19 protein-coding genes are annotated in these 21302 nt (G+C 60.6%); 10 read left to right on the forward strand and 9 right to left on the reverse strand.

Annotation, left to right across the window (positions count from 1 at the left end):
- Positions 1-67 precede the first annotated feature (67 nt).
- Positions 68-610: a DUF421 domain-containing protein gene (locus tag HMPREF2822_RS05690; protein ID WP_185963378.1), complete on the forward strand. Its 543-nt coding sequence runs from the start codon at positions 68-70 to the stop codon at positions 608-610.
- A gap of 134 nt (positions 611-744) precedes the next feature.
- On the opposite strand, the gene HMPREF2822_RS05695 is transcribed toward HMPREF2822_RS05690, so the two are convergent.
- The 3 genes from HMPREF2822_RS05695 to HMPREF2822_RS05705 all read right to left on the reverse strand — a co-directional run bounded on the left by HMPREF2822_RS05695 (position 745) and on the right by HMPREF2822_RS05705 (position 2556).
- Positions 745-999: a hypothetical protein gene (locus HMPREF2822_RS05695; RefSeq protein WP_070522137.1), complete on the reverse strand. Its 255-nt coding sequence runs from the start codon at positions 997-999 to the stop codon at positions 745-747.
- A 57-nt stretch (positions 1000-1056) separates the two neighbouring features.
- A complete protein-coding gene (locus HMPREF2822_RS05700) occupies positions 1057-1407 on the reverse strand; it encodes a hypothetical protein (RefSeq protein WP_070522140.1) in 351 nt (116 codons plus the stop codon).
- A 288-nt stretch (positions 1408-1695) separates the two neighbouring features.
- The gene (locus tag HMPREF2822_RS05705) at positions 1696-2556 is read right to left on the reverse strand and encodes a peptidylprolyl isomerase (RefSeq protein WP_070522143.1); all 861 of its coding nucleotides are present in this window, start codon (positions 2554-2556) and stop codon (positions 1696-1698) included.
- 106 nt (positions 2557-2662) lie between these two features.
- On the opposite strand from HMPREF2822_RS05705, the gene tpx reads away from it, so the two are divergent.
- Genes tpx through hisS form a run of 3 tightly spaced genes read left to right on the forward strand, consistent with a single transcriptional unit; the run spans position 2663 to position 5087 of the window.
- Complete coding sequence (gene tpx, locus HMPREF2822_RS05710) at positions 2663-3160, forward strand: thiol peroxidase (RefSeq protein WP_070522146.1); 498 nt, start codon at positions 2663-2665, stop codon at positions 3158-3160.
- Complete coding sequence (locus HMPREF2822_RS05715; protein WP_070522149.1) at positions 3160-3804, forward strand: MBL fold metallo-hydrolase; 645 nt, start codon at positions 3160-3162, stop codon at positions 3802-3804. The genes tpx and HMPREF2822_RS05715 overlap by 1 nt, the downstream gene beginning before the upstream one ends.
- Positions 3805-3809: 5 nt before the next feature.
- A complete protein-coding gene (gene hisS / locus HMPREF2822_RS05720; RefSeq protein WP_070522152.1) occupies positions 3810-5087 on the forward strand; it encodes a histidine--tRNA ligase in 1278 nt (425 codons plus the stop codon).
- Here hisS and HMPREF2822_RS05725 read toward each other — a convergent pair.
- From HMPREF2822_RS05725 to HMPREF2822_RS05750, 6 genes are all read right to left on the reverse strand, one after another.
- Positions 5084-6493, reverse strand: coding sequence for an L-serine ammonia-lyase (locus tag HMPREF2822_RS05725; protein ID WP_070522155.1), 1410 nt, complete (start codon positions 6491-6493; stop codon positions 5084-5086). The two genes, hisS and HMPREF2822_RS05725, sit on opposite strands and share 4 nt — an antisense overlap.
- Positions 6494-6567: 74 nt before the next feature.
- Complete coding sequence (locus tag HMPREF2822_RS05730) at positions 6568-7245, reverse strand: FMN reductase (protein ID WP_070522158.1); 678 nt, start codon at positions 7243-7245, stop codon at positions 6568-6570.
- Complete coding sequence (locus HMPREF2822_RS05735; RefSeq protein WP_070522160.1) at positions 7246-8352, reverse strand: LLM class flavin-dependent oxidoreductase; 1107 nt, start codon at positions 8350-8352, stop codon at positions 7246-7248.
- A 45-nt stretch (positions 8353-8397) separates the two neighbouring features.
- Positions 8398-9120, reverse strand: coding sequence for a CBS domain-containing protein (locus HMPREF2822_RS05740; RefSeq protein ID WP_070522165.1), 723 nt, complete (start codon positions 9118-9120; stop codon positions 8398-8400).
- A gap of 128 nt (positions 9121-9248) precedes the next feature.
- On the reverse strand, positions 9249-10838 hold the full coding sequence (locus tag HMPREF2822_RS05745) for an inorganic phosphate transporter (protein WP_198530273.1): 1590 nt from the start codon (positions 10836-10838) through the stop codon (positions 9249-9251).
- A gap of 327 nt (positions 10839-11165) precedes the next feature.
- Positions 11166-12059: a KPN_02809 family neutral zinc metallopeptidase gene (locus HMPREF2822_RS05750; RefSeq protein WP_070522171.1), complete on the reverse strand. Its 894-nt coding sequence runs from the start codon at positions 12057-12059 to the stop codon at positions 11166-11168.
- A 204-nt stretch (positions 12060-12263) separates the two neighbouring features.
- Between HMPREF2822_RS05750 and aspS the strand changes: the two genes are divergently transcribed.
- The 6 genes from aspS (at position 12264) to mltG (ending at position 21300) form a co-directional block, all read left to right on the forward strand.
- A complete protein-coding gene (gene aspS, locus HMPREF2822_RS05755) occupies positions 12264-14084 on the forward strand; it encodes an aspartate--tRNA ligase (protein ID WP_070522174.1) in 1821 nt (606 codons plus the stop codon).
- Between the two features lie 83 nt (positions 14085-14167).
- Positions 14168-15370 (forward strand): phosphotransferase family protein, encoded by a 1203-nt coding sequence (locus HMPREF2822_RS05760; RefSeq protein WP_070522248.1) that lies wholly within the window; start codon positions 14168-14170, stop codon positions 15368-15370.
- Entirely contained in the window at positions 15370-16725 is a 1356-nt protein-coding gene (locus HMPREF2822_RS05765) for a replication-associated recombination protein A (protein ID WP_070522177.1), read from the forward strand. Before HMPREF2822_RS05760 ends, HMPREF2822_RS05765 begins: the two co-directional genes overlap by 1 nt.
- A gap of 67 nt (positions 16726-16792) precedes the next feature.
- Positions 16793-19480: an alanine--tRNA ligase gene (gene alaS, locus HMPREF2822_RS05770; RefSeq protein WP_070522180.1), complete on the forward strand. Its 2688-nt coding sequence runs from the start codon at positions 16793-16795 to the stop codon at positions 19478-19480.
- A gap of 58 nt (positions 19481-19538) precedes the next feature.
- Positions 19539-20087 carry a Holliday junction resolvase RuvX gene (gene ruvX, locus HMPREF2822_RS05775; RefSeq protein WP_070522183.1) on the forward strand — a complete coding sequence of 183 codons (549 nt, stop codon included), beginning with the start codon at positions 19539-19541 and terminating at the stop codon, positions 20085-20087.
- Between the two features lie 22 nt (positions 20088-20109).
- Positions 20110-21300, forward strand: a complete 1191-nt coding sequence (gene mltG, locus HMPREF2822_RS05780; protein ID WP_070522186.1) for an endolytic transglycosylase MltG — start codon at positions 20110-20112, stop codon at positions 21298-21300.
- Positions 21301-21302: the final 2 nt, after the last annotated feature.

A 21302-nucleotide genomic window follows, 5' to 3' on the forward strand; every position in this document is an offset into this window, starting at 1 on the left:
GGCTTTCCTCATGCGGAAGGTATGGTGGAAAGCTGTGGATACACTGAGGCTGTTTGGACGCGAGGCAATGTACCAGCTAGGTATCGAGCCTCACCGAATCCCACTGGTGATGCTCGCGACGCTGGGGATTTATTTGGCCTTTATGGTCTTGGTCAAGCTCTTTGGCAGCCGTGTTCTGACGTCCATCACTGCCTCTGATGCTGTCATCATCATTATGTTTGGTGCGGTCTCGGGCCGCGTTATTGTGGGCAACCCACCGACGCTTGCCGCCGGCATCATTGGCCTGTTTACCCTCATGCTTTTGGAGGCCGCCTTCGGCACATTCCGCCAATTGGTGACGTGGTCACGGTTTATTGACCGCAAGCCGGTATTGCTGGTCTATAAGGGGCAGCTGCAGGAAGACAATATGAGTTTCGCCCACATCACTGAAAGAGACATTAACTCCGCCGTGCGTAAAGCTGGCCTCGGCCGGCGCAGCGATGTGCAACTGATGATCCTGGAGCCAACCGGCCAGATTTCCGTCATCCGACGAGGCCAGCTTGTTGATGCCTCCGTATTCAAGGACGTTCTCGGCGCCGAGCGCATCGAGGAAGTAGATGCACAGGACTAGGAACAGTCTTCTAGGTTGCAAGAGTAGCCGGGCTTAGAAGCCGCGTCGTGTTTGGGCGTTGAATCCGCTGTCCAGGAAAACGAAAAATCTCCCCCTGCGCGGATTGCGCAAGGGGAGAGAGCGGCGCTTGTGGCTTACTTGATACCAGCGAGCTTATCGCCGAGACGCATTGCGTCATCCATGGCGCCGATGATGGAGGTGAAGACCTTAATCCACTCGCGGATTTCCTTCGGGCTGACGTTACCCTCATCGTCGGAGGAGAGAGCGAAGAAAGCCTTGGAGGAGCTGTCATCCTCAACCGGAGCTGCGGAAGCAACTGCGGTGCCGGAGAAAGCGATGGTTGCAGCGGTAGCAGCGGCAACGATGGACTTACGGGAGAAGAACTTCATAGGATTTCCTAATCTGATTCGAATGTGAACGGAAAGTCTGACTTAAGTGGGTCTGACTTACTTCGCGAAGTTCTTGTTGTAGAAAGCGAAGACGGTGCCCAGAGCGCCGATGATGGCGGTGAAGACAGCGATCCAGTCGCGGATCTCGGACGGCTTCATGTCGGAGATGGAGGAACCCTCGGAGTCATCGGAGGAGGAAGAAGAAGACTCCTCGTCCTTCTTGTCGTCCTTCTTGTCGTCCTTCTTGTTGTTGTCCTCGCCCTCAGACTTAGGAGCGTCGTTGGTGGGTTCGTTTACCGCGGCGGTGTTATCGTTGGCGGTCTCAGCGTTAGCAACGGTCACGCCGGACAGGGAAACGGCAGCGGTGGTAGCGGCAGCGACAAGGGCCTTACGGGAGAAGAGCTTCATTCTCGTTCCTTATACATCTCGGGAATTTCAAAGACCTCACAGATGCTACTGAGGCATTGCGGGTTTTGCAAGGGATCTGACAATCAATTGATGAATCTGTGTGGCGGCTGTCCGCGGCATGTGAGCTGGGGTTTGGTCCGGTGCAGGTTGTGGACGTGGGTAATAGTTTGCCAAATGAACAGCTCAAGGCTAAGAAATTCTTAATCCAGGTGGGGAGGGGCGGTTGGAATGGGAAAGGCCCCGCTCGCTGAATGCGAGCGGGGCCGGCCACCGTAAAGGGGGTAAAACTTAGCTCTCGACGGTTGCCTTGGTGATGCGAACTTCTTCAGCGGGAGCGCCGTCGGACTGCCCATCCTTGACACCCTTGGCAGCGATGGCGTCGATGGTCTTCTGTCCCTTCTCCGTCAGGTCGCCAAAATAGGTGTAGGAGGGCGGAAGCTGCGAGTCCTTATAGTTAATGAAGAACTGGGAACCATTGGTGTCTTCGCCGGCATTAGCCATGGCGATGGAACCCTTCGGGTACAGAGCAGGCTGTGCCTTAGCGGCGTCGTCAGCCTCATCGGTGGGGTACTCATTGGCAAACTGGAAGCCCGGTCCACCAGAACCCTTGCCGGTCGGATCACCGCACTGCAGGACGGAGAGGGTGCCCTCCGTCATGCGGTGGCACACGGTGTCGTCGTAGTACTTCGCGGAAATCATGTCCGTGATTGCGTTGACGGTACACGGAGCAAGTGAGCGATCGAGAGTCATCTCAATATCGCCTTGCTTGGTGGCGAAATTGACGGTCACCTCACCCTTGGCAGGAATGTTCTTTCCTTGCGGAGTAGGGACATCGCGGGAAGCGTCGCCAGTCTCGTTGTACTCGCAGGTGACGGTCTCACCGAGCGGCTTAGCACGCTTGCCGCTCAATGCTTCGGCGGTAGGGGCTTCAGTGGGCGTATCGGCGGCGGAGGTTTCCGAGGCCTGAATCTCTTCTTCCTCCGGCGAGCGCGTGGCCAAGAACCAGATACCGCCGACGAGGGCAACAATAACGACGGCGGCCATCAAAACGACGCCGAGCGGGCGGCTCTTCTGTTTACGGTCGCGGGATTTCAGCTCGCGATCGAGCTGGTTGAGCGCATCATCCAAGCGCTGGCTGTTAGTAGACACCTATGTTTCCTCCACAGTGGTGGTTTAAAAACTTTGACCCACCTATCCTAACCGCACGGTAGTTCACCGTGGCGCGCCGCCCCGCACGTCAGTACGCTTGGGTGCCATGGCTACTACGAATTTTCAGAATGAACCCGTCGAAACCAATGCTGAGCTGCCGAAGGTCGGTGACGCGCTGCCGGACTTCACCCTCGTCGGCACCGACTTGTCTGAGCTGACCAATGCGGACTTTGCTGGTAAGCGCCTGGTGGTGTCCTGCTTCCCGTCCGTGGATACCGGCGTGTGTGCAGCGCAGCTGCGCAAGTTCAATCAAGAGGCGGCTGGTCTGGAGAACACCGTTGTCCTGTCCGTCTCCCGTGACCTGCCTTTCGCACAGGAGCGTTTCTGCGCTGCTGAAGGTATCGACAACGTCGTCAGCGCTTCTGATTTCCGCTCCGATTTCGCCGACAAGCTGGGCCTCGTCCTGGAAGGCTCCCCGCTCAAGGGCCTGTGTGCCCGCGCGGTCATCGTCACCGACGAGAACCACAAGGTGACCTACACCGAGCTGGTTCCAGAGGTTACGACGGAGCCGGACTACGACGCAGCTTTGGCCGCCCTCAAGTAATGAACACACCCGATATCTACGGTTTCGCCGCAGGGCCTTATAAAACCAACACCTATGTTGTGGCTAACGGCTCGCGGGCGTTCATCGTGGACCCAGGGATGCACACACGCGAGCGCCTTGAGCAGCTCGCGCGTGAGAAGTCCCTGGAATTTGAGGCCGTCGTGCTCACCCACGGTCACATTGACCACACGCGTGATGCCGCTGAGTTTAACCTGCCGGTCTACATCCACCCGGATGACGCGTTCATGTTGGTGGATGGCTCCGGAGTATCTCCCGAATCGCAGATGCTTTTCGCCGCCGCTTCCATGAAGCAGGTGGCGGACCGGCGTGATCTGCTGGGTGGTGAGACGCTGAGCCTCGTCGGCCTGGAGTTTGAATTACTCCATGCGCCGGGGCATTCACCGGGTTGCGTCATGCTCGTGGCCGAGGATTTTGCGCTGACCGGTGACGTGTTATTCAAGGGCTCGATCGGCCGTACAGACCTTCCGCATTCCGATCCCGCGGCGATGCAGCGCTCATTGCGCGGTCCGGTGTGGGGCCTTGATGATTCCCTTGCCATCTTGCCGGGCCACGGCCCAACATCGACGATGCGCCGCGAACGCGCGACTAATCCGTTTCTCCGTGCGGCGGGGGATGTACTCTAAAGGGCGTGAGTGATAAGAAGCAGTTCAAAGCCCTGTCCGCGCCCAAGGGTGTGCCGGACTACGTTCCGCCGCAATCGGCCATCTTTGCCAAGGTTCGTGAGACCTTCGTACATCAGGCACATCTGTCCGGCTTCCAACACATCGAACTCCCCGTCTTTGAGGACACGTCGCTGTTCGCCCGCGGCGTGGGGGAGTCCACGGACGTCGTGTCGAAGGAGATGTACACCTTCGCCGATCGCGGCGACCGCTCCGTGACTCTGCGCCCCGAAGGCACCGCGGGTGTTATGCGCTCAGTTATCGAGCACAACCTCGACCGCGGTCAGTTGCCTGTCAAGCTCAATTACTTTGGCCCCTTCTTCCGCTACGAACGCCCGCAGGCTGGCCGCTACCGCCAGCTGCAGCAGGTCGGCGTCGAGGCCATTGGTGTCGATGATCCGGCGCTGGACGCGGAAATCATCGCACTGGCGGACCGCTCCTACCGCAGCCTGGGGCTTAGCCAGTTCCGTCTGGAGCTGACCAGCCTGGGGGACCACGACTGCCGCCCGGCCTACCGGGAGAAGCTGCAGGAATTCCTGTTCAAGCTGGACCTCGACGAGGAAACCAGGGCCCGCGCGGAGCTGAACCCGCTGCGCGTGCTCGATGACAAGCGCCCGGAGGTCCAGGAGCAGCTTGTCGACGCCCCCCTCATGCTCGACCACCTCAATGCCGAGTGCCGCGAGCACTTTGAGACGGTCACTGGCTTGCTCGATGACATGGGCGTGCCCTACACCATCAACCCGCGCATGGTCCGCGGTCTTGATTACTACACGAAGACCTGTTTCGAATTCGTCCACGATGGACTCGGCGCGCAGTCCGGCATTGGCGGCGGCGGCCGCTACGACGGCCTCATGGCTCAGCTCGGCGGACAGGAATTGTCCGGTATCGGCTACGGCCTCGGCGTGGACCGCACGGTTTTGGCCCTGGAGGCCGAGGGCGTGGAGCTCGAGGGCGTCGAAGAACGCGTGGCCGTTTATGGCGTTGCTTTGGGCGCGGCGGCAAAGAAGAAGATGGTCAGCATCATTAATGATCTCCGCAAAGCCGGTATTTCCGCGGATATGTCCTTCGGTGACCGCGGCCTCAAGGGAGCGATGAAGGGTGCTGATCGCGCCAACGCCCGCTTCGCACTCGTCCTCGGTGACCAAGAGCTAGAGTCTGGCACCGTGGCGCTGAAGGATCTGCGCGCGCACGAGCAGCACGACGTCCCGGTGGGGGACGTCGTCAAGCAGCTTCGCCAGCTCGTTTAGCACTCCACCTGCGAGACGGTGAAGCCCATCGTCTTCGCCAGGCCGCCGAGCGAGGTCTCCTTGTACTTGGAGAGCATGTCGCGTCCGGTTTCGGCCATGGTGCGCACCGCGTTATCGAGGGTAACGTGGTGCGTTCCCTCACCCATGAGAGCAAGGCGCGCGGCGTTGATGGACTTGACTGCGCCGATGGCGTTGCGCTCGATGCAGGGAATCTGCACGAGGCCTCCGACGGGGTCACAGGTCAGGCCGAGGTTGTGCTCAAGGGCAATCTCGGCGGCGTTTTCCACCTGTTCCGGTGTTGCTCCGAGTAGTTCTGCCATGCCAGCAGCTGCCATGGAGGACGCTGAGCCAACCTCGCCCTGGCAGCCCACCTCCGCGCCGGAAATTGAGGCATTGGACTTGATGATGATGCCAATGGCACCTGCGGTCAGCAGGTAGCGGCGGGCATCGGAGCGGGTGAAATCAGCCTGGAAGTCACGCGCGTAGTGCAGCACGGCGGGGATGATGCCACACGCGCCGTTAGTGGGGGCGGTGATGACGCGGCCGCCGGCGGCATTCTGTTCGTTGACGGCAAGCGCGTAGAGGTTGACCCATTCCATCGCGGACAAGCCACAGGACTCGTCGTTTTGCTTGGCCAGAAGTTGTTGGTACATGCGTGGCGCGCGGCGGTTCACGCGCAGGCCACCGGGAAGGATTCCCTTGGAGGAAATGCCCTCGGTCACGCACTCGCGCATGATATCCCAGACCAAGTCAAGGTGCTGGTAGACGTAGTCGAGACCGCCTTCTTCGCGGTGCAACACGGCCTCGTTGGCGGCGACGATTTCCCAGATAGCTTTGTCATTGGCCGCGCACAGGTGAAGCAGGTGTTCGCCGGACTGGAACTCATAAGGAACGGTGTCTTCAGCGGTGGCCGCGGCGACACCGGCTGGCACACCGGTGTCAGTTTGGAGCTGGGCATCGTATTCCTCGCGGGACAGGATAAAGCCGCCGCCGACGGAGAAATACTCCGATCTATCGGCAAGGACGTTCCCGTCCTTGCCCCAGGCCGTAAAGATGAGGCAGTTCGGGTGTTCCGGCACCGGTTCGTTGTTGAATTCGATGCTGTACTGCACTTCGCCTGCGGGGCCAGAAATGGTGCCCTCGGTGGGGATAAAGGCATCGGCGCGTGGCTCTGCGTCGAGCGGTACGGACAGCGGATCCCATCCGGCGAGGCCCAGAATCACGGCGCGATCCGTGGCGTGGCCGCGGCCGGTAGCGGATAGGGAACCGCGCAGTACGGTGTGGACCTTGGCCGGGTGTTGATCAAGCGCCTCGAGGAAGGCCTTAGCCGCGCGCATGGGGCCGACTGTATGGGAGGAGGAGGGGCCGATTCCGATGGAGAAGATATCGGTCACGCTAATTGTCATGTGGGGGTGAAACCTCCTTGGGAGCGTTAGATAAGTGTCGCCTTACGATAGTACCGAGAGCCCTCCGCAACCGCTTAGCTCGGCTGCCCGTCGTGGCGGGAAAGCAGCGCGCGGAATCCTGAAGGGTCTGGATCGACGTCCTGTGATAGCTCCCCCTGGGGCGCTTCCTCCGCTTCGCCGAGCCTCCCGGCAAGTCCAGAGACCCGGTCGAGCGGGCGCACCATGAGGTCCGCTAGCTCCTCGGCGGCGCGTTCTATGCGTTTGTCATTGCGCGCGCCTTCTGCAGTGCCAAAGTCTTCCGTGGCCTGGAAGATCCCGGTGGGGACCACTGTGGCATGCAGGTAGTTAAGCAGCGGGCGCAGAGCATAGTCGAGCACAAGCGCGTGCCGGCTCGAGCCCCCGGTGGCAGCGATGAGCGTGGGCAGTCCCTCTAGAGAATGCGGCTCTAAAGTGTCGAAGAACATCTTGAACAAACCCGAATAACTGCCCTGGAATACCGGGCTGACGGCGATGAGACCGTCCGCCTTGGTCACGGCAGTCTGCGCGGCATGGAGGCGGGGTGTGGGTGAAACCCAGTTGGTCATGGCTTCTGCCAACTCGCCGGCAAGCTCGCGCAGCTCCACGACGGTCACGTCGATGCCTTCCCCTCGGGCACTAACGCGGGCGGTGGTGGCGGCGGAGAGGGCGTCGCCAAGCGCACGCGTCGAGGACGGTGATGAAAGTCCAGCCGTAACGAGTACGAGCGAGCGCAACTATTTCTCCTCTTCAGGGTTGACCTGCGCGTGCGGGGCATAAGCGCCGAGCGTGGCATGGGTGGGCGGGGCAGAAGGTACATGATCCGGGCGGCGTTCCTCAAAGCGGCGGCGAAGCTCGGGCACCACCTGGGTACCAAGGATTTCGATCTGCTCGAGCACCACCTCTTGAGGCAGTCCGGCGTGGTCGATGAGGAAGAGCTGGCGCTGGTAATCACCCACCCAATCTGCGAACTGTAGTGTGCGCTCCACCACCTGCTCTACGGTGCCTACGGTGAGCGGAGTCTGTGCCGTGAACTCCTCCAAGGAGGGGCCATGACCGTACACCGGGGCATTGTCGAAGTAGGGGCGGAAGAAGTCCTTTGCCTGCTGCTCCGTGGGCGCGATGAAGACATGCCCGCCGAGGCCCACGATGGCCTGGTCGGCGCGGCCGTGGCCATAGGACTCGTAGCGATTGCGGTACAGGTTCACCATCTTCGCGGTGTGCTCCTTGTTCCAGAAGATGTTGTTGTGGAAGAAGCCATCGCCGTAAAAAGCCGCCTGGTCCGCAATCTGTGGGGAGCGAATGGAGCCGTGCCAGACAAAGGGTGGGATTCCATCGAGAGGTGCGGGTGTGGAAGTAAAACCCTGCAGCGGGGTGCGGAATTTTCCTTGCCAGGACACGACGGGTTCGCGCCAGAGGCGGCGCAGTAGGTGGTAGTTCTCCACTGCGAGGGGAATGCCCTCACGGATGTCCTTGCCAAACCACGGGTAAACCGGGCCGGTGTTGCCGCGGCCTAGCATGAGGTCGACGCGCCCATCTGCCAGGTGCTGGAGGAATGCGTAGTCCTCCGCGAGGCGAACAGGGTCGTTGGTAGTGATCAGCGTGGTGGCAGTGGAGAGTTGAAGGTTCTTCGTCTGTGCCGCAATGTATGCCAGGTGGGTGGTGGGTGCTGATGGCACAAAGGGCGGGTTGTGGTGCTCGCCGGTGGCGAAGACGTCGAGGTCCACCTCTTCTGCTTTGAGGGCAATCTCCGTGATAGCGCGGATGCGCTCGGCCTCAGTGGGGGTGCGGCCGGTGGTCGGGTCCTGGGTGACATCGCCGATGCTAAAGACTCCAAATTGCATGACATCCTCCTTTCTATGTCATGTCAACAAGGTTAGGGAGGGGAGTTATTCCCATTCGACTGCAGCAACCAATGTTGCGAGGTCGGCAGGTGTTGCAATGGATACAGGAAGTTGGGAAGGCTTGCCGTGCTCGGTGAGAAGGACCGCGCCGGGGTGGGTGCCGTCTGCCGCAGGGTCGGTGAGGGCGTCGATGACCTCTTGCGCGCTGGCGGTGCGGGGCAGGAACTCTGCGCGGTCCTTCCGTTCTGCGAATTCCAGGACCGTGTTAATCGACGCCGCGTTAATCACACCGTCGTCACCGAGATCTGCCGCAACCCATCGGGCAATGACGTTGGTGGTGAGAAGCGCCTGGTAAGTCCCGGACTCATAGATTGGGATCTGGGAATAGCCGGTCGTGTCAATAAGCTTCAAGGCCTCCATGATCGGGGTGTCAGGGGCAAGAGTGGTCACGTCACGGCTAGCGAGCAGAGCCTGCGCTGTGGGTGGATCCGTGAGCAGGCGTTGCAGGTTTTCGAGCTGCTTGATGACGTGAGGATGTGGGGTAGCGATGGGCTCACCGCTGAAGTAGCGGCCATGGGCGATGGCGTTGCGAAGGTTGCTAAAGTCCTTCAGCTGTTCTGCTTGGCGCTTGCTTAAAAGGTGTTTGTCGTGGGCGCGATCAACAATCCACCAGAAAGAATCAGAGTTCTTTGCCCCGATAGCTTGGCGGAGGAACTGCTCAATGTCATTAAAAGCGGAAAAGAATCTGGCCAGGGAGTTGTCGCTCATGCCGCCTAAGTGTACGGGTTCTTGGATTTGTGCTTAAGGCTCAAGCGATAAGAAAAATCTCGCCGTGAGCAACCCCGGTGGTTGGGGAAACTCACGGCGAGAATGCGGTATGCGCGATGCGTTGATCTTTAGAAGACGACGCGCAGGATGGACACCGTCGCCGCAGCGATGGCGGCGGCCGCCGGAAGAGTGATGACCCATGCCAAAGCGATGGGCTTCATCAGCTTCCAGTTGGCGGCGTGGTTCACAATGCCGACACCAAGGACGGCACCGATGAGGATGTGGGTAGAGGACACCGGCAGGCCCAAGAGGGAAGCAGCCATGACGACGGCAGCAGCGGCCAGCTCGGCAGCGAAACCGGAGGAGGGGTGCATTTGAGTGAGGCCAGAACCCACGGTCTGGATGACGAAGCGGCCGATGAACCAAAGGCCGGAAACCAAGGCGATGCCCATGGCTACCATGACCGGCAGCGGCACGGAAACTTCATCGGAGATCTGGTTGGTCTGCAAGACATCGAAGACTGCAGCGAAGGGGCCGATGGCGTTGGCGATGTCATTGGAACCGTGCGAGAACGCAAAGGCGGAGGCGGTGAAGACCTGCATCCACGAGAAGAGGAGGAAGGTAGAGCGCTTCAGGGACTTCTTCTTCAGGGAGCGGGCAAAGATGAAGACGGCCATCCAGACTATGGCTCCAACCATGCCCATGACTAGGAAAGTTTCTAGGGCGGTGACATCGATGCCGGTGTGCTTCAGGCCCTTGAAGAGCAACATCGCGGAGATAATCACGGCACCCAGCGCTGCGAGCAGCGGAACCCAGTTCTCGAGCGCGCGGTGTGCATTGACATCCTCGAGATCCTTGTTGAGGTTGTGCAGATCGCGGTAGTAGTCGGACTCGAGTGCCTCTGGGTCGTAGTCCTCTTCGGCGGTAAGGGCGGCGTCGCGAGCCATCGCATTTGTGTAGGAGATCTGCTGTAGCTCGTTCATACGCTCGAAGCGGGTCTTGTGCTCCTTGCGCAGCTCGGCGCGGCGAAGTTTGATGTCACGCAGGCGTTCGTCTGCAGCGTCGTTGTACACCAAGATGGAAGACTTGATCCACTTGAAAAGGAGGTATGCGGCAATACCGCCGAGAACCGGAGAAAGCACCCAGGAGAAAGCGATGGTGCCGATTCCGCCCCATTGCACCATGTCCATGCCGCCCTTGCCGGTGATGAAGCCGACGGTCAGAGCGGCGCCGACGATGCCGCCGACGATGGAGTGGGTGGTAGAAACCGGCCAACCCATGCGGGTGGCTACCAAAAGCCAGATGGCAGCGCCGAGGAGTGACGCCATCATGATGTAGACAAATTCCATCGGGTCGAGGCCATCGATGGCATCGAGGTCCACGATTCCGGAGCGGACCGTATCAGTCACCTCGCCGCCGGCGAGGATGGCTCCGGATACCTCAAAGACCGCCGCGACAGCGAGGGCCTGCTTCATGGAGAGGGTTCCCGCGCCCACGGAGGTACCGAAGGAGTTGGCGACGTCATTGCCGCCAATGTTGAAGGCCATAAAGACAGCGAAGATAATTGCTGTAACAAGGACTACCTTGTTGGTTCCCTCAGCAACTTCTCCGTTGCCCCAAATGATGAAAAAGATCAGGGTGACAGCCGTGATGGCGCCGAAGAACAGGTGCCAAATCCAGTCCTTGTTCTTGCCATTCATCGACTCAAGATCAGGCATCGTCGGCGTGGCGGTGCTCAAAACGTCGTTCCTTTCATGAAGAGAACGCTGCGTGATGAGACAGTGTGAGCAGGCCGCGGGCGGGGTGCATTCGGCGTTGGCGCGGGAAGCGCCATACCTACCGCGGTGCAGGTGATAATGACATCACGCGCAGTTCTTTTATGCTTTTAAAGACAGAGCGGAACCCACCACGAACCGGCGGGAACTTGACTACCTTAAAGCATTAAGGTGTACGGCAGGTAAACACCTGGTGTATGTGAATCTAATCTGGGCTAATGTGGCACATTTGGGGGTGGTGCGACCTTGGGGTGGGCGCTTCTTAAGACCCTAAGACTTGTAAACCCCACGGCCTAAGGTGTCGCACTGCTCCATTTTGCCGGAATTATAACCGGCGAGGAACGACTGCGCACGGTCTTCGGAAGAGCCGTGCGTCCACGTATCGGGGCGTACTTCGCCCCCTGAGCGGCGCTGGATGTTGTCATCGCCCACGGCGCGTGCAGTGTTGACAGCATCAGTCACCTGCTGCTCGGTAATGGTTTCGAGCAGGGCATCGTCACCCTTGTCGGCGTAGTGCGCCCACAGGCCGGCATAGCAATCGGCTTGCAGCTCAATCTTCACCGCGTTGGAATCCTCGCCGGGCTCGTTGTAGTTCGAGAGGCTGAGTGTTCCTTCCAGCTTTTGGATGTGGTGGCCGAATTCGTGGGCCACGATATACATCTGTGCCAATGGGGCATTATCGCCGCCGAAGTTGCGGAGCTGGTCGAAGAAAGCAGTGTCAAAGTATGCAGACTCATCCGCAGGACAGTAGAACGGACCCGTAGCGCCGGAGGCCTGGCCACAGCCCGACATAGTGGTGTTTTTAAAAATGACGCGGCCCGGTTCGACGTAGTCGATGCCAGCCTGGTCTGGTAGCTGCTGCGCCCACACCTTGTCCACGGACTGGGCCGCAAACATGACGCGGCAATCGTCATACTTGTTGCCGTCTTCAGCGGTTTGGCAGTGCGCAAACGCGTCCTCCCCGCTTTCTTCGGGGCCGACCTGGGTCTGGTCGGCCTGGGGATCGCTTCCGGTGATGGCGCCGGGATCGCCGCCGAGAAGGAGATAGAGGCCGATGAGGAGGAGTGAACCAATGCCGCCGCCGGTAGCGATCATGCCGCCGCGGCCTCCACCGCCGGAGCTTGCTCGCTTACCATCAAAATTGGCGCCAGATTTAAAAGTCATGCTCCAGATTTTGCCACATGCTGGTGGTGGTGTCTGCTCGATAGTGGGTGCACCGCCATGCGCGCGGTGCTCACCCTAGCGCTGAGCAAGTCCGGTGCGGGCGGTAGACTTGGGCCGTTCAAGTACTTGCATCCCTCGGCGCGTGCTGTCTACGCGTGGCGTGAGTGGGTGTGAGCGTCAACGATGAGAAGGGATTGAACGAGAGTGCTGCGTACACATTTGGCAGGCGAACTGCGCAAGGAGTTGGCGGGGGAGACCGTCACCCTGACGGGGTGGGTCGCACGCCGTCGCGACCACGGTGGTGTTATCTTCATTGACCTGCGTGACCGCTCCGGCGTTGCCCAGGTTGTTTTCCGCGAGACCGAGGTAGCTGAGCGCGCCCACGATCTGCGTTCCGAGTACTGCGTCAAGGTCACTGGCGTCGTGGAGCCCCGCCCGGAGGGTTCGGCTAACCCGAACCTGGCCTCCGGCGAGATTGAGGTCAACGTCACGGACCTGGAGGTACTCAACAAGTCCGCAGCGCTGCCGTTCCAGATTGATGATCCATCCTCCTCCGGTGAGGTCGGTGAGGAGACCCGCCTGAAGTATCGCTACCTGGATCTGCGCCGTGAGCGCCAGCACGATGCACTGCGCCTGCGCTCGGCCGCGAACCGCGCTGCCCGCCAGGTGCTGGACAGCCACGATTTCACTGAGATCGAAACCCCGACCCTGACTCGCTCCACCCCGGAGGGCGCCCGTGACTTCCTCGTGCCGGCGCGCCTGAAGCCGGGCAGCTGGTACGCACTCCCGCAGTCCCCGCAGCTGTTCAAGCAGCTGCTCATGGTCGCCGGAATGGAGCGCTACTACCAGATCGCTCGCTGCTACCGCGATGAGGACTTCCGCGCTGACCGCCAGCCGGAGTTTACGCAGCTCGACGTCGAGATGTCCTTCGTGGACCAGGATGATGTCATTGCTCTGGCGGAAGAGATCGTCTCCGCCCTGTGGAAGCTCATCGGCTACGAAATCAAGACCCCCATCCCGCGCATGACCTATGCCGATGCCATGAAGTACTACGGTTCCGACAAGCCGGACCTGCGCTTCGACATCAAGATCGTGGAGTGCACGGACTTCTTCAAGGACACCACCTTCCGCGTCTTCCAGAACGAATACGTCGGTGCCGTCGTCATGGAAGGCGGAGCCTCCCAGCCGCGCCGCCAGTTCGATGCATGGCAGGAGTGGGCAAAGCAGCGCGGTGCGAAGGGCTTGGCCTACATCACCGTTGCCGAGGATGGCACATTGGGTGGCCCGGTAGCCAAGAACATCACGGATGCCGAGCGCGAGGGTATTGCCGCCCACGTCGGCGCCAAGCCGGGCGATGCCATCTTCTTCGCTGCCGGCGAGACCAAGGCTTCCCGTGCGCTGCTGGGCGCAGCTCGCGGTGAGATTGCGAAGAAGCTCGACCTCATCAAGGACGGCGACTGGGCCTTCACCTGGGTCGTCGACGCACCGCTCTTCGAGCCCTCCGCCGATGCCACCGCCTCGGGTGACGTGGCTTTGGGCCACTCCAAGTGGACTGCAGTCCACCACGCCTTCACTTCGCCGAAGCCGGAGTACCTGGATAACTTTGACCAGAACCCGGGAGAGGCCCTGGCTTATGCCTACGACATTGTCTGCAATGGCAATGAGATTGGCGGCGGTTCCATCCGTATCCACGACCAGGATGTGCAGAAGCGCGTCTTCGACGTCATGGGCATCGGCGAAGAAGAAGCGCAGGAGAAGTTCGGCTTCCTGCTCGACGCCTTCCAGTTCGGTGCTCCGCCACACGGCGGCATCGCTTTCGGCTGGGATCGCATCGTCTCCCTGCTCGGTGGATTCGAGTCCATCCGCGATGTCATCGCCTTCCCGAAGTCCGGTGGCGGCGTCGACCCGCTGACCGACGCCCCCGGCACCATCCCCGCCGCGCAGCGCAAGGAGACCGGTGTGGACTTCAAGCCGGAGAAGGCTGCGAAGGCAGCCCAGGGTGAAAAGGCTGGGAAGGAGTCCTAAAGGCCCCACACCATGGGTGTACCTCATTGGGCCGACAACAAGTGGAAGCAGGCAAGCAAGTGAATCCGACGGGACACGAGTCCATGAATAATTCTGTGGCTGATGCCGTGGTAGCAGAAGCCTCACAGATGATTTCGCGCCGCTATGGCGGGGAGCCTGAGCTGAGTGACGTTGAGCAACTCACCGGCTCGGGCAATGCCGTGGTACTTCGTGCTCGGACGACTCCCAGCGCCTTCTTCCCGCATCGTTCGGTCGTCATCAAGTACAACCCGGTCACCGGGCACACTATTGATGACGCCGCGCTTCTCCGTGAAGTGGTGGCCTATCAGTTCACCACGGCGCTGTCTGAGGAGGTCCGCCCAGGACCTGTGTTGCTCGCACACGACGTGGACAAGCGCATTCTTGTGCTGTCCGACGCCGGCGAAGGCGACACCCTGGCGGACACCCTTGCGCGCAGCGGTGATGAAGACCGCGGCGAGCTGCTCAGGGCTCTGGGCAGCGCGTTGGGCAAAATGCATGCTGGGACTGCCGGGCGCGAAGAAGACTATGACGCCCTGCTCAAGCGCCAGTTACGTCGGCATCCCGAATACGCCGAGCACCAGGCATTGCGCGATGATTCCTTGCAGAGCTCCATTCTGATTGGTGCGGATATCCTCAGCGAGGCAGGACTGGAACCGCCGGAACACGTCCGCACATTGGCCCGTGCCGCCATGCAGAGTCTGAGTTCTGGCCGCAACCGCGCTTTTACTCCCTTCGACCTGTCCCCAGACAACATCATCGTCGGCTCAACGCTGACCTTCTTGGACTATGAGTGGGCCGGTTTCCGCAACGTCGGCTTTGACGTGGCCTGCGTGGTGGCCGGCTTCCCGCAGTTTCTTTTTTCTCGGCCGATCACTGATGCCGAGGCGGGGCTTTTCATCCATGCCTGGCAGCGCCGCATTGTCGATGTCTGGCCGCAGCTCGCCGATGAGAAGACGCTGCACGAGTTGCTCGTCTCCTGCCTCATCGGTTGGGCTCTGTCGAGCGTGACCACGATGTATGCCGGCGGGATCGAAGGGGTCGTCGCGTTGGCGGAAGGCAACGCTGAGATCTACCGTGACCCGCACCGTTCTCTGCTTCGTCGATCCGACCATGGTCCGTTCAGCGAGGATGAAATACTGATTCGGCGCGATCTTTATGAGACCTTCGAAGCGCTGTCGCGGTTTGCCGCGCAATGTAGCAATGACGGGTGCTCCGCGGTCGCCGAGTTTGGGCGAGCCGTGGCCTCTCGACTCCGGGAGCCCTGATGGGGCAGGAGTCACTCTTCGGCGATGACCAGTCAGCGCCAAGCCTGCCGGGTGGCCCCGATATGTTTGCAACCCACCCCGGTTCGCCGCTGGCCGCGCGCATGCGGCCGCAAAACCTCGATGAAGTAGTGGGGCAGAAGCACCTCCTGGAGCCGGGAACCCCGCTGCGTAGGCTGGTGGAAGGCTCAGGCGAGGCCTCCGTCATCCTGTACGGACCGCCGGGAACCGGAAAGACGACGCTGGCCTCACTCATCGCATCTTCCTTGGGAGATAACTTCATTGGGCTTTCCGCCCTAGACTCCGGCGTGAAGCAGGTTCGAGAGGTGATCTCCCATGCCCGCCGTGAGCTGATTCAAGGGCGCCGCACCGTGCTGTTCATCGATGAGGTGCACCGCTTCTCCAAGACTCAGCAGGACGCGCTGCTCGCGGCCGTCGAAAATCGCACCGTGCTGCTCGTGGCCGCCACTACCGAAAACCCTTCCTTTTCCGTCGTGGCGCCGTTGCTTTCGCGTTCCTTGTTGCTGCACTTGGAGCCGCTGGACGACGCCTCCCTGCGCACCCTCGCCGAGCGCGCATTGACCAGCGAGCGGGGATTGGCGGGAAGGATCACCGCAACGGACGATGCTCTAGACCAGCTGGTGCTGCTCGCCGGGGGCGATGCTCGGCGCACACTGACCTATCTTGAGGCGGCGGCCGAGGCAGTGCCCGATGGCGGTGAACTCACCGTTGAGGTTCTCAAAGAAAACGTCAATCACGCGGTGGTGCGCTATGACCGCGACGGCGACCAGCATTATGACGTGGTCTCCGCGTTTATTAAGTCCATCCGCGGTTCCGACGTGGATGCCGCGCTGCATTACCTGGCCCGCATGATTGAGGCAGGCGAAGACCCGCGTTTCATCGCCCGCCGGCTTATCGTGCATGCCTCCGAAGACATCGGAATGGCTGATCCCACCGCGCTGCCCACTGCCGTGGCCGCAGCGGAGGCCGCGGCCCTTATCGGATTACCCGAGGCGCGTATTCCGCTGGCTCAGGCGACAATCCATCTCGCTACGGCACCGAAATCCAATTCCGTTATCAACGCCATCAACGCGGCCCAGGCCGACGTTCGCGCCGGCAAGAGCGGGCATGTGCCCGCGCACCTGCGCGACGGCCATTATGAGGGAGCGAAACGCTTGGGCAATGCAGTGGGCTATCAGTACCCGCATGATGATCCGCGCGGTGTACTGTCCCAGCAGTATTTGCCGGAGACGCTGGCGGATGCCGAGTATTATCACCCCACCGACCATGGCGCGGAGAAGCGTGTGCGCGAGTACCTGGGAAGGCTGCGGGACATCATCCGGGGGCGGCGTCGCTAAGCACAGCACCGGACGGGTAAAGTTGAGCGCTGACTAGAAACCATTCAACAGTGAAGGAATTTTGCTCGTGAAGACTCATGAGATCCGGGAACGCTTTACCCAGCACTTCGTCAAGGCCGGCCACGAGGCCGTCCCCAGCGCGTCGCTGATCCTGGATGACCCGAACCTGCTCTTCGTTAACGCCGGCATGGTTCCCTTCAAGCCCTACTTCTTGGGCCAGCAGAACCCGCCTTTTGCTAACGGTACGGCGACCTCTATCCAGAAGTGCGTGCGCACCCTGGATATCGAGGAAGTGGGCATTACCACCCGTCACAATACCTTCTTCCAGATGGCGGGTAATTTTTCCTTTGGCCAGTACTTTAAGGAAGGCGCAATTACCCACGCCTGGAACCTGCTGACCACCTCCGTCGATGAAGGCGGTTTGGGCCTCGACCCGGAGCGTTTGTGGGTCACGGTCTACCTCGACGATGATGAGGCGGCCGATATTTGGCACAACAAGATCGGCGTGCCCACCGAGCGTATTCAGCGCCTCGGCATGGAAGACAACTACTGGTCCATGGGTATTCCCGGGCCGTGCGGTCCGTGCTCTGAGATCTACTATGACCGCGGGCCGGAATATGGCCAGGATGGCGGTCCGATTGCGGACGATAACCGCTACATGGAGATCTGGAACTTGGTCTTCATGCAGAACGAGCGCGGCGAAGGCATCGGCAAGGGCAACTTCGAGATCGTGGGCGAGCTGCCCAAGAAGAACATCGATACCGGCATGGGCATCGAGCGCGTGGCCTGCATCCTGCAGGGCGTGGACAACGTCTACGAGACGGACCTGCTGCGCCCGGTCATCGACGTAGCCGAGGAGCTTACCGGTGCGAAGTACGTTCCGGATGCGCCGAAGGAAGACCTGATCCGTTTCCGCGTGGTGGCGGACCACTCGCGTACCGGCATGATGCTCATTTTGGACGGCGTTACCCCCGGTAACGAGGGTCGTGGCTACATTCTGCGTCGCTTGCTGCGCCGCATCATCCGCTCCGCCAAGCTGCTTGGTGCGAAGGGGGAGACCATGGAGCGTTTCATGAACACCATCATGGACACCATGACTCCGTCCTACCCGGAGATCGCCGATAACCGCGAGCGTATCCTGCGCGTTGCCGTGGCGGAGGAGAAGGCCTTCCTGAAGACGCTGGAGTCAGGCACCAAGCTTTTCGACGAAGCCGTGGAGGAACTGAAGAGCACCTCTCGTGCGGCCACCCCGAAGGTCCTCTCCGGCGAGAAGGCTTTTGAACTGCACGATACCTATGGTTTCCCCATCGACCTGACCTTGGAAATGGCTCAGGAAGCCGGTTTGACCGTAGATATGGACGGCTTCGACGCCGCCATGGGCGAGCAGCGCCGCCGCGCCAAGGCCGATAACCAGGCCAAGAAGCATGGTCACGCAGACTTGTCTCTGTACCGCGAGTGGGTGGATAACCACCCGACGTTGTTCACGGGCTATGAGACCCTGGAATCTGAGGCCAAGGTCATCGGCCTTGTGCGCGATGGTCAGAAGGTAACCGAGGTCGAGGCAGGAGATACCGTCGAGGTAATCCTGGACCAATCGCCGCTTTATGCTGAAGCCGGTGGCCAGACCGCCGACCATGGTCGAATCTTCGCGGGCGAGACCCTCCTTGAAGTCAACGATGTGCAGAAGATTGGCAAGAAGCTGTGGGTGCACAAGGCTACGGTGACCGCCGGTGGGCTTGAGTTGGGCAACGGCGTGACGGCTGCCGTTGATGCACAATGGCGCCACGGCGCCGTGCAGGCGCACTCGGCGACGCACCTTATCCACGCAGCCCTGCGCCAAGTGCTAGGCCCGACTGCAGTCCAGGCTGGTTCCTTGAACCGACCCGGCTACCTGCGCTTTGACTTCAACTACACGGACCAGCTCACCCAGGAGCAGCTCGATGAGATCGCTTTGGTGACGAACCAGGCGGTGGACCAGCACTTCCCGGTCAATACCATCGAGACGTCTTTGGAGAAGGCCAAGGAGATGGGCGCGATGGCCCTCTTTGGTGAGAACTACGGTTCCGAGGTCCGTGTCGTGGAGATGGGCGGCCCGTTCTCCATCGAGCTCTGCGGTGGTACGCACGTGAAGAACACTGCAGAAATCGGCCCGGTCTCTGTCCTCGGTGAATCCTCCGTGGGCTCGGGCGCGCGCCGTATCGAGGCTTATTCGGGCCTGGATGCATTCCGCTACTACTCCAAGGAGACCGCCCTTGTGGAGGGTGTCTCCCGCGAGCTCAAGGTCCAAACTGAGGATCTTCCGGAGCGCATCGCGCAGCTGACGGAGAAGCTCAAGGCCGCTGAGAAGCAGATTGCGGAGCTGCACAAGGCCCAGCTCATGTCGCAGACCGCGGAGATGATTTCTGGTGCGACCACCGTTAATGACTTCACCCTCGTATCGGTCAAACTTCCTAACGGAGTAAACGGCGGTGATCTGCGCACGTTGGCCTCGGATATCAAGAACCGTCTCGGTGATGTCGCCGGTGTGGTTGTCCTGGCATCGGAGAACGAGGGCGGCAAGCTCCCGTTCATCGTTGGCGCCACTAAGCCTGCCGTCGAGCGCGGCGTCAAGGCTGGTGACTTCGTCAAGGTTATTTCTGGCTATGTTGACGGCAAGGGCGGCGGAAAGCCCGATATGGCTCAAGGTTCCGGCGCCAACGCTGAAGGTCTCCAGCAGGCCTTCGACGCCGTCCGTGATGAGCTCGAAGCCCACTAACGAACTCGCCCTAGTTGGCGTGCAGTTGTAGCTGACTCGCAGAATCAGGAGGAGCACGATGGCCGTAGAACCCGACAAACCAGGCGTGGACGATCCCGGCCCGGGGCGCCGTTTGGGCCTCGACGTTGGTACCGTCCGCATCGGCGTGGCGGTCTCTGACCGGGACGCGCGCTTGGCCATGCCGGTCGAAACCGTCCGGCGTGAGACCGGGTTTAAAGACCGCGACAAGGGCGATATTGACCGCCTGCTTGAGCTGATTCACGAGTATGACGTCGTTGAGGTAGCCGTTGGTTTGCCGCGTGATCTCAAGGGCAATGGTTCATCAAGTGTTAAACATGCCAAGGAAATCGCGTTTCGTATCCGCCGCCGCTTGGCAAAAGATGACAGGATGAAAGAACCTCCGCCCGTGCGTATGGTGGATGAACGCCTTACTACCGTGGTCGCCTCCTCCGCATTGCGGGCCTCTGGCGTGTCAGAGAAGCGAGGTCGCTCGGTGATTGACCAAGCAGCCGCGGTGGAAATTTTGCAATCCTGGCTGGATGCGCGCCATTTCGCGTTGAACGGCCACAGCCCTTCAAACGTAGGAGACGAAGTACGTGAGCCGTAAACCTTCACGCATCGGACGCTCGATGGAACCCCAAAATGTCAAGCGCCGTCAGCGCGGCATGGCCGTGCTCATTGCGAGCTTGGTCCTGATCATCGGTGGACTTGGCTACATTGGTTTCCGCCTGTTGGGAGGGGGCAGCACCTTGGACTATGAGGGGCAGGGCAATGGAGTAACCCAGCTTGTTCAGGTTCCGGAGGGCTCGTCGATGAGCGAGCTGGCACCTGAATTGGCGGAGAAGAACGTGGTGAAGACGCCCGAAGCTTTCTCTTCTGCGGCCAACTCGAATCCGCGCGCGAGCCAAATTAAGCCTGGATTCTACCGCCTTCAGGAGGAGATGAGCGCGAAGTCTGCCGTCGAAGCGCTGCTTGATGAGGGCAACATGGTTGACCTCCTCGACGTGCAGGGCGGAGCTACGCTTCTCGACGTCAACGTGGTCGGCGGTGATGTCCGCTACGGTATTTACTCGCTGATTTCTCAGGTCTCCTGCAAGGAGGGCGAATGCGTATCCGCCGAGGAGCTGGAGAAGATCGCGGCCACGGTGGATCCTGCTGAGCTGGGTGCGCCGGAGTGGGCATTGGAGGAAATTCGTGCCCGCGGTGAGGACCCCAAGCGTATTGAGGGCCTTATCGCTCCGGGCCAGTACGTCCTCGATCCGAACATGGACGCTAAGGAGATCCTGACGGATCTCATCACACGTTCGACGAAGAAGTACAACGACACCAATATCGTTGACCGCGCCCAGGCAATTGGCCTCAAGCCCTACGAGCTTCTTACTGCGGCTTCGCTGGTGGAGCGCGAGTCCCCGGCCGGTGAGTTTGACAAGGTCGCCCGTGTAATCCTCAACCGCCTTGATGAGCCGATGCGCCTTGAGCTGGATTCCACGGTCAACTATGGCCTCGAGGATGTTGAGCTGGCCACTACCGATGAGGATCGCCACCGCGAGACTCCTTGGAATACCTACGCGAAGGATGGTCTCCCAGATTCACCGATTGCTTCTCCTTCGGAGGAAGCCATCGGGGCCATGGAGAACCCCGCGGAGGGCAACTGGCTCTTCTTCGTCACCGTCGACGACAAGGGCACCACGGTGTTTACCGATAATTACGACGAGCACCTCGCCAACGTCGATGACGCTGTTCGCTCCGGCATCCTTGACAGCCAGCGCGAAGGCGCTGGCGAGCCACCGGCCGACGAGCCACCGGCCGAGGAGCAGTAACC

Source organism: Corynebacterium sp. HMSC062E11 (genome assembly GCF_001811845.1).
Classification (GTDB): Bacteria; Actinomycetota; Actinomycetes; order Mycobacteriales; family Mycobacteriaceae; genus Corynebacterium; species Corynebacterium hesseae.